Origin of the sequence: Fortiea contorta PCC 7126 (genome assembly GCF_000332295.1) — a bacterium.
Taxonomy (GTDB): Bacteria; Cyanobacteriota; Cyanobacteriia; order Cyanobacteriales; family Nostocaceae; genus Fortiea; species Fortiea contorta.
This window is the reverse complement of sequence record NZ_KB235930.1, coordinates 3296428-3310823: the sequence shown is the minus strand read 5'-3', so window position 1 is coordinate 3310823 and position 14396 is coordinate 3296428. Positions and strand designations below refer to the sequence as shown.

17 protein-coding genes are annotated in these 14396 nt (G+C 42.6%); 12 read left to right on the top strand and 5 right to left on the bottom strand.

The genetic code is table 11. From position 1 onward, the window contains the following. Positions 1 to 83: 83 nt before the first annotated feature. From MIC7126_RS0115270 to MIC7126_RS0115255, 4 genes are all read left to right on the top strand, one after another. The gene (locus tag MIC7126_RS0115270) at positions 84 to 782 is read left to right on the top strand and encodes a TIGR04283 family arsenosugar biosynthesis glycosyltransferase (RefSeq protein ID WP_017654029.1); all 699 of its coding nucleotides are present in this window, start codon (positions 84 to 86) and stop codon (positions 780 to 782) included. A gap of 100 nt (positions 783 to 882) precedes the next feature. Beyond that, positions 883 to 1617 carry a TVP38/TMEM64 family protein gene (locus tag MIC7126_RS0115265; protein WP_017654028.1) on the top strand — a complete coding sequence of 245 codons (735 nt, stop codon included), beginning with the start codon at positions 883 to 885 and terminating at the stop codon, positions 1615 to 1617. Continuing rightward, positions 1595 to 2347 carry a TVP38/TMEM64 family protein gene (locus tag MIC7126_RS0115260; protein ID WP_017654027.1) on the top strand — a complete coding sequence of 251 codons (753 nt, stop codon included), beginning with the start codon at positions 1595 to 1597 and terminating at the stop codon, positions 2345 to 2347. The genes MIC7126_RS0115265 and MIC7126_RS0115260 overlap by 23 nt, the downstream gene beginning before the upstream one ends. Positions 2348 to 2558: 211 nt before the next feature. Continuing rightward, on the top strand, positions 2559 to 4106 hold the full coding sequence (locus MIC7126_RS0115255) for a mercuric reductase (RefSeq protein WP_017654026.1): 1548 nt from the start codon (positions 2559 to 2561) through the stop codon (positions 4104 to 4106). A 153-nt stretch (positions 4107 to 4259) separates the two neighbouring features. On the opposite strand, the gene guaA is transcribed toward MIC7126_RS0115255, so the two are convergent. From guaA to hemH, 4 genes are all read right to left on the bottom strand, one after another. Beyond that, positions 4260 to 5870: a glutamine-hydrolyzing GMP synthase gene (gene guaA / locus MIC7126_RS0115250; RefSeq protein WP_017654025.1), complete on the bottom strand. Its 1611-nt coding sequence runs from the start codon at positions 5868 to 5870 to the stop codon at positions 4260 to 4262. 236 nt (positions 5871 to 6106) lie between these two features. Beyond that, complete coding sequence (gene cbiD, locus MIC7126_RS0115245; protein ID WP_026100288.1) at positions 6107 to 7222, bottom strand: cobalt-precorrin-5B (C(1))-methyltransferase CbiD; 1116 nt, start codon at positions 7220 to 7222, stop codon at positions 6107 to 6109. Positions 7223 to 7268: 46 nt separating this feature from the next. Beyond that, entirely contained in the window at positions 7269 to 7565 is a 297-nt protein-coding gene (locus MIC7126_RS0115240; RefSeq protein ID WP_017654023.1) for a DUF7734 family protein, read from the bottom strand. A 59-nt stretch (positions 7566 to 7624) separates the two neighbouring features. Next, the gene (hemH, locus tag MIC7126_RS0115235) at positions 7625 to 8791 is read right to left on the bottom strand and encodes a ferrochelatase (protein ID WP_017654022.1); all 1167 of its coding nucleotides are present in this window, start codon (positions 8789 to 8791) and stop codon (positions 7625 to 7627) included. Positions 8792 to 8884: 93 nt separating this feature from the next. Between hemH and MIC7126_RS0115230 the strand changes: the two genes are divergently transcribed. The 6 genes from MIC7126_RS0115230 to MIC7126_RS0115205 all read left to right on the top strand — a co-directional run bounded on the left by MIC7126_RS0115230 (position 8885) and on the right by MIC7126_RS0115205 (position 12579). Next, on the top strand, positions 8885 to 9508 hold the full coding sequence (locus MIC7126_RS0115230; RefSeq protein WP_017654021.1) for a class I SAM-dependent methyltransferase: 624 nt from the start codon (positions 8885 to 8887) through the stop codon (positions 9506 to 9508). Between the two features lie 18 nt (positions 9509 to 9526). Beyond that, a complete protein-coding gene (locus MIC7126_RS0115225; RefSeq protein WP_017654020.1) occupies positions 9527 to 10045 on the top strand; it encodes a DUF29 family protein in 519 nt (172 codons plus the stop codon). A 6-nt stretch (positions 10046 to 10051) separates the two neighbouring features. Then, positions 10052 to 10570 (top strand): DUF29 family protein, encoded by a 519-nt coding sequence (locus MIC7126_RS0115220; protein ID WP_017654019.1) that lies wholly within the window; start codon positions 10052 to 10054, stop codon positions 10568 to 10570. Between the two features lie 6 nt (positions 10571 to 10576). Beyond that, on the top strand, positions 10577 to 11089 hold the full coding sequence (locus MIC7126_RS0115215) for a DUF29 family protein (protein ID WP_017654018.1): 513 nt from the start codon (positions 10577 to 10579) through the stop codon (positions 11087 to 11089). A gap of 59 nt (positions 11090 to 11148) precedes the next feature. Further along, positions 11149 to 11979, top strand: a complete 831-nt coding sequence (locus MIC7126_RS0115210; protein WP_017654017.1) for a dienelactone hydrolase family protein — start codon at positions 11149 to 11151, stop codon at positions 11977 to 11979. Positions 11980 to 12057: 78 nt separating this feature from the next. Continuing rightward, a complete protein-coding gene (locus MIC7126_RS0115205; RefSeq protein WP_017654016.1) occupies positions 12058 to 12579 on the top strand; it encodes a DUF29 family protein in 522 nt (173 codons plus the stop codon). Between the two features lie 95 nt (positions 12580 to 12674). Here MIC7126_RS0115205 and MIC7126_RS0115200 read toward each other — a convergent pair whose 3' ends face one another. Then, positions 12675 to 13226, bottom strand: a complete 552-nt coding sequence (locus MIC7126_RS0115200; protein WP_017654015.1) for a YciE/YciF ferroxidase family protein — start codon at positions 13224 to 13226, stop codon at positions 12675 to 12677. Positions 13227 to 13386: 160 nt separating this feature from the next. Here MIC7126_RS0115200 and MIC7126_RS32275 point away from each other — a divergent pair, with 160 nt between their 5' ends. Further along, positions 13387 to 13518, top strand: coding sequence for a hypothetical protein (locus MIC7126_RS32275; RefSeq protein ID WP_274517490.1), 132 nt, complete (start codon positions 13387 to 13389; stop codon positions 13516 to 13518). 29 nt (positions 13519 to 13547) lie between these two features. Further along, positions 13548 to 14222, top strand: coding sequence for a HEAT repeat domain-containing protein (locus MIC7126_RS0115195; RefSeq protein WP_017654014.1), 675 nt, complete (start codon positions 13548 to 13550; stop codon positions 14220 to 14222). Positions 14223 to 14396: the final 174 nt, after the last annotated feature.

The window sequence follows — 14396 nt, the reverse complement described above, 5'->3', positions numbered from 1 at the left end:
TAAAGACTTAATATATGTTTCCTTGTCTGACGGGTTTTTGCGTAATTACAACATACTACTTTTCAAATATCCTCTGAAAACTAATGGAAAGCGCTAGAATTTCAATCATTATTCCGACCTTAAACGAAGCCGGAAATATTCAAAACGCGATCGCCTCCACTCAAAATGGTACTAATGTAGAAATCATCGTAGTTGATGGTGGTTCAGAGGACGACACAGTTAAAATAGTCCAATCATTAGGGATACCAGTGATTACATCGCCTTCTAACCGTGCCGTGCAGATGAATTTAGGAGCGATCGCCGCTACGGGTGAAATTCTCTTATTTCTCCATGCAGATACACAACTACCAACCCAATATGATTGCTTGATTCGCGCCGCACTGCAACCAGGAATTGTCGCCGGCGCCTTTAGCTTGCAGATTGATGCATCACCTGCAGCCATCCGCTGGATAGAATGGGGGGTGAACTGGCGATCGCGCTTTTTGCAAATGCCCTACGGCGACCAAGCAATTTTTTTGACTAAACAAATCTTCCAGGAAATTGGTACATTTCCTGAGTTACCCATCATGGAAGACTTTGAACTCATGCGTCGATTAAAAAGCATTGGTAAAATAACTACTTTATCTGTGCCCGTTGTTACTTCAGCCCGGCGATGGTTGCAAAAAGGAATTTTATCCACCACACTATTAAATCAAATAGTCATCATTGCTTATTTACTCGGTATTTCACCACAGCGAATTCGCCGCTGGTATAGTCGAGAAAAATTTAAGGAAAGGGAATAGGGGAAAGGGAATAGGGAATAGGGAATAGGGGTTAGGGGTATACTGAGTTTTTTCAAAAATCAAATATGAATCCTATATATAAGTAACAGCATTAGCAATAATGACCAAGAAATTACAGACAAAATTCAAACTTTTATTTTGCAGTTGTCTGCTTGCCATTATCATAATTGCTAGCAAACAATTCAACTTTCAAGAATTATTCCAAAATCTCTTTCTCTGGGTAGAAAGTCTTGGTTCCTTCGGTCCAATCGCTTTCATCGCCATTTATAATTTAGCCACCTTACTATTTATCCCCGGTTCACTCCTCACGTTGAAAGGTGGCTGTTTATTTGGTGTGATTTACGGCTCTATTTATGTATTAATCGCCGCCTTTATTGGTGCAACCTTAGCCTTTTTGATTGGTCGCTATCTATCCCGTGATTGGGTATCTCAACAATTAGAAAAACATCCTAAATTTAAAGCAATTGATCAAGCAGTCGCCAAAGAAGGATGGAAAATTGTATTGTTAACTCGCCTTTCTCCCATTTTTCCATTTAACTTATTAAATTACGCTTTCGGCGTTACCCAAGTATCCCTCTTTGACTATATATTAGGTTCCCTAGGCATTATTCCCGGCACAATCATGTATGTTTATATTGGTTCCTTAGCTGGTAACTTGGCGATGATTCACACCAACTATCGCCCAACTAATCCCCAAACTCAATTCTGGGAATGGATAATTCAAATTCTAGGATTAATTGCCACAGTTGCCGTAACAATATATATCACCAAAATTGCTCAAAAATCACTTAATCAAAGTGTAGAGACAACCAATGACAGCAATAACCAAAAATAAACAATTTTTGAGATTATTTTCTTATAGTGTGGGATTGCTAATTTTTAGTATTGCCTTTTTCTTAAACACAGACACCGCTCTAGCGCAAACAGCAGCCCCAACTTTAAATCCCCAAGCAATTTTACGAGATGCTTTGCAGTGGATTGATAGCCTTGATGCTGTAGGAATAGTGGCTTTTATTGTACTTTATATAATTGCAGCGATCGCTTTTTTACCAGGTTCAATTCTTACCTTGGGGGCTGGTGTTGTTTTTGGGATAATTTGGGGTTCCATTTATGTCTTTATTGGCGCAACTTTAGGAGCTACCGCTGCTTTCCTGATTGGACGTTATTTAGCGAGAAATTGGGTAGCAGGGAAAATAGCCAACAACCCAAAATTTGCTGCTATTGACCAAGCTGTCGGTAGGGAAGGATTAAAAATCGTGCTATTGACACGCCTTTCTCCGATATTTCCTTTCAATTTATTAAACTATGCTTTTGGCATCACCGGCGTTTCTCTGCAAGATTACTTTATCGGTTCTGTGGGCATGATTCCCGGAACTATCATGTACGTTTATATTGGTTCCTTAGCTGGAAATCTTGCCCGAATCGGCACTGAAGCTCAGCCTACAAACCCTACCATACAATGGGCAATTCGCATCCTTGGCTTGCTCTCCACAGTAGCTGTCACGGTATTCGTCACCCGTCTAGCACAAAAAGCTCTAGCCGCAGAAGTGATGAAAAACTCCTAGGGGTGCGATTTCCGCACCCTTTGTAATACCAATTCAAATAATCTTTGCAACACATGAATGGTTATTCAGGGCGAACAACCGTACCCTACGCTCGTACAATAGGGCGAACAACCGTTCGCCCCTACGTCCCATTGTTTTTTCAAAATGGTATAACCTAAAAAAATCTTTCCCTAACCCCTAACCCCTCTTCCCTAATCCCTATCGAGGTATGATGAACAACTCAGAATTTACCAGAGTCACTGTTCGCCCTGCAGATGAATATAATCAACAGTTGGTATCTCAAGTTCATCCGCCAAATTGGGTCAACCCCCAACCTGCAGATATTTACGACTTGGTAGTCATTGGTGCTGGGACAGCAGGATTAGTCGTAGCTGCGGGTGCTGCTGGTTTAGATTTGGGTTTGAAGGTGGCGTTAATTGAAAAGCATCTCATGGGTGGGGATTGTTTGAATGTAGGCTGTGTTCCTTCCAAAACCATCATCCGCTCTGCTCGTGTGGTGGGTGAGATGTGGAAGGCTAAAGATTTAGGTATTAATGTTCCCAAACATATCGATGTTGATTTTTCTGCAGTTATGGCGAGGATGCGTCAAATCCGCGCGGGTATCAGCCATCACGATTCGGCGGAACGTTTCGCATCCTTGGGGGTTGATGTTTTTTTGGGTAACGGTCGATTTGCGAGTCAAAATACTGTAGAAGTTGGTGAGCAAACTCTGCGGTTTAAAAAAGCCGTTATCGCTACTGGCGCTAGAGCCGCACAACCAGCAATTCCGGGAATCGAGCAGGCTGGTTATTTGACTAACGAGTCAGTATTTTCCCTGATTCAAAAACCGGAACATTTGGCGGTGATTGGTGGAGGCCCCATCGGTTGTGAGTTAGCGCAAACTTTTCGGCGCTTGGGTTCTGAGGTGATACTTTTTCACACAGGTGCTCACATTTTGAATAAAGAAGATGCTGAAGCTGCGGAAATTTTGCAAAAAGTCTTGGTTGCGGAAGGAATTCGTTTGGTGTTGAATTCGCGGTTAGAGGAAGTGGTCACTGTCACGGAAGGGAAACGACTTTATTTTTCTGTGAATGGTCATCGAGATTCTGTGACTGTGGATGAAATTTTAGTGGGTGCGGGGCGTGTTCCCAATGTCGCAGGTCTAAATTTAGAAGCAGTCAAGGTAGAATACGACGAACGGCGAGGGGTGAAAGTTAATGATTACTTGCAAACAACAAACCCGAAAATCTATGCAGCTGGGGATATTTGCATGGATTGGAAATTTACCCACGCGGCTGATGCTGCAGCCAGAATAGTGATTAAAAATACCTTATTTTCTCCCTTCGGCTGGGGACGTGCTAAATTGAGTCATCTCGTCATGCCTTGGGTAACGTACACTGACCCAGAAATTGCCCATGTAGGCATTGATGAATCTCAAGGGCAAAAGTTAGGCATAAAGATCAATACAATTAAGATTCCTTTTAGTAGTGTAGATCGAGCGATCGCTGATAGTGAAGTATCAGGATTTCTGAAAATTCACCATCAACAAGGGTCTGACGAAATTCTCGGCGCGACTATTGTTGCTAGTCACGCTGGGGAAATGATTTCGGAGATAACGACAGCAATTGTGAATAAAGTTGGTCTCAACAAACTCAGCACTGTTATCCATCCCTACCCCACGCAAGCCGAAGCAATCAAAAAAGCCGCAGACGCCTATCGTCGTACCCTACTCACATCCAGAACCAAAAAACTACTCAAATTCCTCACCAAGTTTTCTTGATTGTCAAGACAGTAGCGCTACTAATAGCGCGAGTAGGTTGGGTAGAACAGAGTGAAACCCAACAATAACAAAGTTTTTGGGTGTTGGGTTTCCCAGAGCGTCAACCTACTAGCTACTAGCTAATTCAAATTCAGAGTCAATCCCAAATTAGAATTATTCCCACTCAATAGTTCCAGGCGGTTTAGAAGTAATATCATAAACCACGCGGTTGACACCTTTAACCTCATTCACAATCCTGGTAGAAATCACTTCCAGCACATCATAGGGGACGCGCGCCCAATCAGCAGTCATACCATCTTCGCTGGTGACAATCCGTAAGACAATTGGGTAAGCGTAAGTACGCTGGTCGCCCATGACACCAACACTGCGAATAGGCAGTAAAACCGCGAAAGCCTGCCATACGTCGTGATACAAGCCCCGTTGATTAATTTCTTGCCGGACAATTAAGTCGGCATCGCGTAAAATATTTAACCTTTCGGCGGTGACTTCACCTAAAATACGAATTGCCAAACCAGGGCCAGGAAAAGGCTGTCTTTGGACAATTTCTTCTGGTAAGCCGATGGAACGCCCCACCCTGCGGACTTCATCTTTAAAAAGTTTCCGTAGGGGTTCGACTAATTTAAACCGCAGGTCTTTAGGTAAACCGCCAACGTTATGATGGCTCTTGATTTTCACGGCTACCCGTTCCCCAGTTTGAGGATCAACGTTGGTGTCAGCGGATTCGATGACATCTGGATACAGGGTACCTTGGGCTAAATAATCGAAGTGACCGAGGCGTTTGGATGTTTCCTCAAACACGTGGATGAATTCATGACCGATGCGGCGGCGTTTTTCTTCGGGATCGGTAACGCCGGCAATTTTGGCGATAAACCGCTCGCGGGCGTTAACATACTCTACAGGAATATGAAATTGTTCGTGGAACAGCTTGACTAACCGCTCTGGCTCATATTTACGCATAAAGCCTTGGTCGATAAACACACAAGTTAGCTGTTCACCGATCGCTCTATACAATAAAAAGGCTAGGGTAGAAGAATCCACACCTCCAGAAAGCGCCAACAACACCCGCTTATCCCCAACTCTGGCGCGGATTTCTCTAATTGCTTCTTCCACAAAAGCTGCGGTTGTCCATGTGGGTTCGCATTCGCAAATATGGTAGACAAAATTACGAATTAATGCTATCCCACCCACGGAATGCACTACTTCCGGATGGAACTGCACACCGTAGAGTTTGCGCTCATGATCAGCGATCGCCGCGCAAGGTGTATTCTCAGTATGGGCTAACAATTCAAAACCTGGAGGCATTTGGATTACTGAGTCTCCATGGCTCATCCACATGGTTGTGCCATCTTCGACGTTGGTGAGCAGGTCTGTGGGATCATCTATATACAACGATGCTTTGCCATACTCACCCCTGTCAGCCTTGGCTACCTCTCCGCCTAGTTGACTGACCATCAGTTGCATACCGTAGCATACACCTAAAATGGGGATGCCCAAGTTCCAAATTTCCGGGTCTGGGTGGGGAGCGCTGTTACCATACACTGAATTCGGCCCGCCAGAAAGGATAATTCCTTTGGGATTTATTTGTCGTAATTGTTCAGAAGTAGTGCGGTATGAAAGAACTTCGGAGTATACTTGAGTTTCGCGGATGCGACGGGCAATCAGCTCGGAATATTGGGAGCCGAAGTCCAAAATCACAACCATTTGGCGATCGAGACGTCCCCAATCTTCTACTGTTTGAGGTGCTTGTTCAGTTAGTAGAGTCACCGCTGTGTTCCTGATGGTGAAAGTGTGTCAGTAATAATAATTCGTTGCTTTGTGGTCTTGTAGATACCATCACTTCCCCAGGGTTGGCTGGTAATGGTAATAAAATTCCCTACAGACGCGCTTTACACCGCGTCTGTCTAGCCGATGGACTGGTCATGGTATTAAATAAAGGACTTACCTTAAGTTGGTTACTGAAAGACTATTTATTTGGATAGTTTATGATAATTCATAATAAATTAGCATAATTTTCCGGATAAGATACAAGCAGTTTTGCTCTTTACAATAATTTTGCGATCGCGGTCGAAGAGAATCGAGCCGCAGATGGTATCTGATTTATCTCTGTGGCTATGGCTTTTGATGTATTCTTGGGCGCGGGAGTCGATAGCAGCAGCGATCGCTCCATAAACTTGGTTCACCCAATCACTACCCGTGTCTCTATCAAGCGATCGCAGATATGTTAGTGCTGCTTCAGCGGTAGCACTATGAAAAATTACTTGTATATCTGAAGACTTTAACCCAGCTAACGCACAGTGAGCCGCTAAAATTTCTCGCCGTCCATCAGCTAAATGGTGGTGGGTGTGAAAAATTCCCCCCGCTAGTTTCATTAGTTTGCCATGATACCCAAACAATAAGATTTCTTTAACACCCAAAACCTCGGCTTCTACTAACATTGGCCCCAGCCAATTAGCTGTTTTTACCAGTCTCTCAGGATTAATACCGATTTTGGATGCTAAATCTAAGCCATTTTCACCGATACAGAAAACTAAACTATCAAATTGATTAGCTTTTTGCTGTAATTCATAGCGAAAGGCTGTTAACTGATCCGGTGAACTTAAAGGTTGAGAAATTCCTGTTGTCCCCAATAAAGATAGTCCTTCCACAACCCCAAAGGCAGAATTAGAAGTGCGGACAGCTAGCGATCGCCCTTCTGGTAAAATTACTGTAACTGTAATTTTTTCCTGTGGTGTCAGCATCCTTTGCAAGTTTTCCTGCAGTAGGCGTTGAGCATAAGCATAAATAGCCGGCTTGTCACCAGCGTCAAGGATCCGCCCAATTCCTTCACCTCCCTGAACAATTACCCTTTCCCCCTCTCCCCGGCGCCATTCCACCAGCGCCCAAATCGGTGTATCTCTGGTCAAATCCAGATTATCTCCAGGGTCGCTGTGAGTAACCCCTAAAGCCATGTTTGCAGATAAACCCGCTACTTGCGCGATCGGTATTTCTGCAGTTTGCGCGGGTTGAATCAAATCTACCGCCGCGACTTTGAGAGTTTGATGATAGCGCAACCAGTGTAGCGCCGCCATAGCAGCCGCACAAGCAAAGACGGGAAGAGTGTATCCAGAACGGGACATTGGCAAAATTCAAAATTCAAAATTCAAAATTTCTGGTGAATTTTGTTTAAACACCTACTTCTGATAATAAAGCTTCCATAGCTTCCCAAGATAAACCTTGTTGAATGTAGCTAGGGGACGTAGGATGATAAGGGCTAGCCACTCGATCAATTGTGAGAATCTTCGCCTCATCTGGAAGCACGGGTACATCAGGATCAAATGCAGTTGAGTGCATCAAAGAACTAGAAAAGCCTTTGAATATCGCTATTTGGTCTTGCTCCTGAGCAATTTCTACCGTCACCAGTAAGACTTCTTGCGGACGTTTGGTGGTGTATTGTTCTAGCCGTTTACTAATAGAATTCATGCTGCAAAATTCAGTAATGTAGGGTGGGCTTTACTCACCCTACTATTCCCGGTTCCCCTTTATTGCAAAAGACCAATCATGTGTAAAAGCCCATGACCAGTAATCATCTCAATAATCAAAGCTATGAAACCTAACATAGCAATTCGACCATTCCAAACTTCCGCGCTACTTGTCATACCCCATTCCCAACCTTCTTGGGGATACATTTTCACCATTTTTTTCATTTGCGCTGCTTGTGAAAGCTTGAAGTTGGGTTTTTGCAGTGCATCAAGCACTAAATCTGCCAATGCTTTAATAAATAGCGGATGGGTGTTGGGAGCAGGAACGCGGCGGAAATTGTGAATTCCTGATTCTTCAGCAATTTCTCGATATTCGATATCGATTTCTTGGAGTGTCTCAATGTGTTCTGAGACAAAGCTAATCGGTACAACAACTAAATCTTTAACACCTGCTGCGCCCAATTCTTTAAGCGCGTCTTCTGTGTATGGTTGGAGCCATTCCACCGGGCCGACACGACTTTGGTAAGCTAAAATGTGGGCATTAGGGCGATTGAGGGTTTGCATAATCAACTGAGTGCATTCCTCAATTTCTTGTTGATAGGGATCGCCTGCTTCTTCTACATAGCTTTTGGGGACGCCGTGGGCGCTGAAGAAGATATGAACCTTGTCAGGTTGGGGAAATTGGTCGAGTTCTTGGGCGATGAGTTGCGCCATTGATTGCAGATAGCTTGGTTGTTTGTACCATGAGGGAATGACGGTATATTCAACCTGCTGGAGTTTTGGGTCTTCTTGCCAAAGTTTTTCTAAGAGTCGGAAACTAGATCCGCTGGTACTGATGGAAAATTGCGGATACAGTGGTAAAATTACCAGTTTTTCGATATTATCTTGGGTCAGTAGTGCGATCGCTTCCTCAGTATAAGGATGCCAATAACGCATTCCCACATAGATATTGGCTTCTTGTCCCAAATCGCCCAAATATTCTTTGAGGGCTTCGCCTTGAGCCTCTGTAACGCGTCGTAGTGGCGAACCACCGCCGATTTGCTTATAGTTTGCTTGTGATGTTTTGGTTCGCCGAGAAGCAATGAACCATGCTAGGGGTTTTTGCAACCAAGTGAATGGTAGGCGAATAATTTCCGGATCTGAAAACAAGTTAAACAAAAATGGCCCGACATCCTCTAACTTATCGGGACCACCGAGGTTGAGTAATAAAACGCCTACACGACCCATAGCAGCTACTTTCCCCCAATCTTTTCAGTTTTTTTACTAATGTTAACAATATATCTTTATTAAATATAAAGGTTTATGGGTAGGAAACAACTCATGGCAACAATATTCAGAGACTGGAGTTACCGCTATCAGTGGTTATATGACGCTATATCAAGGGTAGCAGCCTTAAGCGTTGGTGGCGAAGCCCGCTTCCGACAACTAGCTTTGCAAGGCTTAACGATTAACTCAGATACTAAAATTTTAGATATGTGTTGTGGTAGTGGGCAAGCAACGCAATTTTTAGTTAAATTTTCACAAAATGTTACAGGACTTGATGCTTCTCCCTTGTCTCTGAAACGGGCGCGACAAAATGTGCCCAATGCGGCTTATGTAGAAGCTTTCGCCGAAAATATGCCGTTTACAGACTGTGAGTTTGATATCGTCCATACCAGCGCCGCCTTACATGAGATGCAACCGCAACAACTACACCAAATTCTGCATGAAGTTTACCGCACACTCAAGCCGGGCGGCGTCTTCACACTGGTGGATTTTCACAATCCCACAAATCCGCTATTTTGGCCGGGGGTATCACTATTCCTATGGCTATTCGAGACGGAGACAGCTTGGCAACTTTTGCAAACTGATTTACCTAAACTGTTAACAGAAATTGGGTTTAATGTGGGTGAACCAACGCTATATGCAGGTGGAAGTTTGCAGGTAATTCAAACCAAAAAATAATTTTGCATTTAATCAATCATGACACAAGAATTAATCGACTTGCGAACTTGTATTCAAGAGGGAAGATACGCAGATGCTTTGGCAATTGTAGATGAATTAGAAGGGATGAGTAAACAAGCTATTCTGCGTAACATCCAAGCTTATTTAAGGATTTTGTTGATTCATTTAATTAAGAATCAGATAGAGCAACGCTTGACTAATTCTTGGGCGGCTTCTATTCGCAATTCGTTGATAGAAATTAAAAAGATAAATCAGAAAGAAAATAAAAAATCATATTACATCAATCAAGATGAATGGGATAGTTGGTTAGAAGATGAAATCGAATTAGCGGTTTGTGATGCCAGCCTAGAAGTCCTCAATGGAATGTACAATGAATTTGAAATAACAGAAATGGTAGATAGAAGACAAGTAACTCAGAACAGTTTGCAACTTTTGGCGCTGACTTACTCCCATTCAACTAGAGAATTACCAACAGTAATAGCTGAAAATTTAACTCAGCTACCCGGTGGAGAAGATTGGAAAGCAGGTAAAAGGTGAACAAAAATGACCCAAGAATTAATCGACTTGCGAAAGAGCATTATGGAAGGACGTTATGCAGATGCTTTGGCAATTGTAGACGAATTAGAAGGGATGAGTAAAAAGGCAATATTAAGACAGATCAAGTCATTTTTAAAAATCCTGCTAATTCATTTAATCAAAAATCAAATAGAGCAGAGATTAACAAATTCCTGGGCGGCTTCTATTCGCAATGCCATTATACAAATTCAAGACGTAAATCTCAAAGAAAATAAAAAATCATATTACATCAATCAAGATGAGTGGGATAGTTGGTTAGAAGATGAAATCGAATTAGCGATCGCTGATGCTAGTCTAGAAGTGCTCAATGGAATGTACAATGAATTTGCAATAACAGAAATGGTAGATAGAAGACAAGTAACTCAGAACAGTTTACAACTTTTGGCGCTGACTTACTCCCATTCAACTAGAGAATTACCAACAGTAATAGCTGAAAATTTAACTCAGCTACCCGGTGGTAAAGATTGGAAAGCAGGTAAAAGGTAAGCGAAAATGACACAAGAATTAATCGACTTACGAAAGAGCATTATGGAAGGACGTTATGCAGATGCTTTGGCAATTGTAGACGAATTAGAAGGCATGAGTAAACAAGCTATTCTGCGGAATATCCAAGCTTATTTAAGGATTTTGCTAATTCATTTAATTAAAAATCAAATAGAGCAGAGATTAACAAATTCTTGGGCGGCTTCTATTCGCAATTCATTGATAGAAATTAAGAAGATAAATCTGAAAGAAAATAAAAAATCACATTATATCAATCAAGATGAGTGGAATAGTTGGTTAGAAGATGAAATCGCATTAGCGATCGCTGATGCTAGTCTAGAAGTTTTACATGGTAAACTCAAGCGATCGCAACTTTCACAAATGCTCGATAAATCACAGTTAATCTCAAGAGCAATTCATCTTCTTGCAGTCACGTACACTCACTCTATCAAAGAATTACCAGACATCATCGATGATTATCTAGCTCAATTACCAGGAGGACAAGAATGGGTAAATAATTAGAAATAAAGCTATTTTTCTGAAACACTAATTATGGAAACCCTACACTTCAATTTAAAAAAATGAACCCAATTACACGACGCCAATTTATCACCACAGCCACCATCGCTACTGGCTTCGCTCTCGCTGTGGAACCCGTCACCGCTAAAGTCATCACAACTGATAGCAAAGGATTAATCGCCGGAGCCGTGAACATTCCCGTCAAAGATGGTGTAATTCCTGCTTACAGAGCGCAACCCGCTACTGGTACCAACTTCCCGATTGTGTTAGTAATTCAAGAAATATTCGGCGTGCACCAGCATATCCAGGATATCACCCGTCGCTTTGCCAAATTAGGATATTTAGCGATCGCTCCTGAATTATTCGTGCGTCAAGGCGATGTCTCCAAATTAAGCACCATCGACGAAATTCGCCCCATTGTCGCCACAGTACCAGACGCTCAAGTCTTCTCTGACCTCGACGCTACAGTCGATTGGGCTGTGAAATCGTCTCAAGGTAACGTTAATCGGTTGGGAATTACAGGCTTTTGTTGGGGTGGAAGAATTACTTGGTTATATTCAGCACACAACCCCAAAGTCAAAGCAGGGGGAGCGTGGTACGGGCGCTTGGTAGGTGAGAAAACAGAACTGACACCCAAACACCCCGTTGATATCGCCTCAACCCTGAAAACGCCCGTACTCGGACTTTACGGAGGTCAAGATACAGGTATACCCTTAAACACAGTAGAACAAATGCGCGATCGCCTCAAGTCCAGCAGCAGCAAATCGCAAATCATCGTCTATCCCCAAGCACCCCACGCCTTCTTCGCTGATTATCGTCCTTCTTACCGCGAGCAAGAAGCCAAAAACGCCTGGAAACGTTTGCAAGCATGGTTTAAGAAGAATGGCGTGTAATTATTGCCCCTAACCTTAACGAAACGTACCATCATAAAACCAGAAACACCATACCATTAAGTCTTGCAAGCAAAACAGATGACACAAGAATTAATTGACCTCAAAACTAGTATTCTGGAAGGAAGATATGCAGATGCTTTGGCAATTGTTGATGAATTAGAGGGCATGAGTAAACAGGCGAATCTGCGTCAAATTAAATCTTTTTTAAGAATCCTCCTAATACTCTTGATTAAGAATCAATTAGAGCAGCGATTAACAAATTCTTGGGCTGCTTCCATTCGCAATGCCATACGTGAAATTAAAGCAGTGAATCTCAAAGATAATCAAAAATCTTACTATATTAATAAAGATGAATGGGAAACCGTCATAGAAGAAGTTATTGAAGATGCCATAGCTGATGCTAGCGAGGAAGTTTTGAATAGAAAATATACTCGTTCTCAACTGTCAGCAATCTTAGATAGAAGCCAAATTTTAACTACAGCAACTAAGTTTTTAGCGTTGACATATACTTATTCAGCAAAAGAATTACCAGCAATTATGGATGATTATCTAGCTCAGTTAGCTGGTGGGGAAGACTGGATAAATCGGATAAATTCATGAAATTATGCAACACTGCCAATAGAAAAACCACAGATGAATAACTGTGGCTTCCTAGTTAAATTGACTTAGAACCAAGTTGACAAAATACTCATAGATTAGCGAGATTTACTACTACCAGTACCACTAGATGACTTGGCTTCTTGAAGTAATTGTGGCATACATTGTTCAATCTTTTGCGCCGTTTGTTCCTCTTGTTGTAAGTTTTGCTGTAACAATTGCACAACCTGATTTTGTCCCATCTGTTCGGCGCCCTTAATCAAGCCGCGATAGCAGGAAATTTCCAATTGTTCTACTTTTGCTTGTCCTGCTGCTAGCCCCAACTCTAAAATTTTGGGATTATCTGCAGCTAAAAGCATAAACCTCTGGCCGTCGCTAATCAAGCCAGATGCAGCATCACAATTAATTCGTCTGGGTTGCTGTCCCAAAGCGTTGAACACTTGTTCCAGGTTCCTAATTTGTTGCTCGGTTTCTCGAATGTGGTTTTCCATCAAGGATTTCAACTGGCTGTGTTGACAACATTGGCACATCATTTGCTGTGCTTCCAAGAAGCGATTTTCCGCATCGTACATCACACCAATTTCGTAGACAAACTTGTCTTGCAAATTGGAGATTTTTGCTGTACCTGGACGTTCACTAACTTGAACCATCGTGATTCTCCTAAAGGTTTGAGGCTGTACTTGACAGTCGTACCTTTAACCTACGTTCGTTACCCAAGCCTTCTCTTCATACCATAGGCACAGCTAAGTGTTAATTTTAACTGCTAAATTCAATACATAATCTCAGCGAATACCTTGCGGTTCAAGGGAGATGGGGAGTGTGGGGAGTGTGGGGAGTGTGGGGAGGTGGGGAGGTGGGGAGGTGGGGAGAGCGATCGCAATGCAAAAATTTAGCTGTGTCAGTCCAGTGGTGGGCTTTGTGACAAAGAATTCTGTAAAGTAAAGATAAGTAAAGAAAGTGTATGAAACTAAATGGCTGCTCTTAGTTTAGAGGAAATCTCTGCTCAGTTAGAAAGTCCAAATCTACGCGATCGCATGGTAGCCTTAGCTAATCTGCGTGATGTTGCCCCAGAAGATGCAGTACCTTTAATTAAAAAGGTTTTGGACGACGATTCTCTACAGTTGCGTTCAATGGCTATATTTGCCTTGGGAGTTAAACCAACACCAGAATGTTATCCAATTTTGGTGAAAATTCTGGAAACAGACCCAGATTATGGTATACGCGCTGATGCTGCTGGTGCTTTAGGATATTTAGGTGATGCGAGAGCTTTGGAAGTTTTGTCACGGGCGTTTTATGAAGATACTGATTGGTTAGTACGCTTTAGCGTCGCAGTATCTTTAGGTAATATTAAAGACTCCCGCGCCCGTGCTGTATTGATTCAAGCATTAGATAGCGACGAAACCATACTACACCAAGCAGCGATCGCAGCTCTGGGAGAAATTAAAGACATTGAGTCTGTGGATTTGATTTTGCGCTTCGCTCAATCTGATGATTGGTTAGTGCGCCAACGTCTAGCAGAAGCACTGGGAAATCTCCCCACACCCAAAAGTGTCTCAGCTTTGACATTTTTGGAAAAAGATAGCCATCCCAATGTTGCTCAAGCAGCAAGCATTTCTCTTGACAGACTTAGGAAGGGTGAAGGGTGAAGTATGTAGACGCCTGTAAGGCGGCTTGCCGCAGGCTAGGGTGAAGTATGAAGGGTGAAGGGTGAAGGATGAAGGGTGGAAATTCTATCCTTTGTGGGTTGTGTAGATTTCCCCGTTCCCTGTTCCCTTTCATGATTGTTCGGATCAATTTTTTCTTGTGTCAAATTTAGTCAA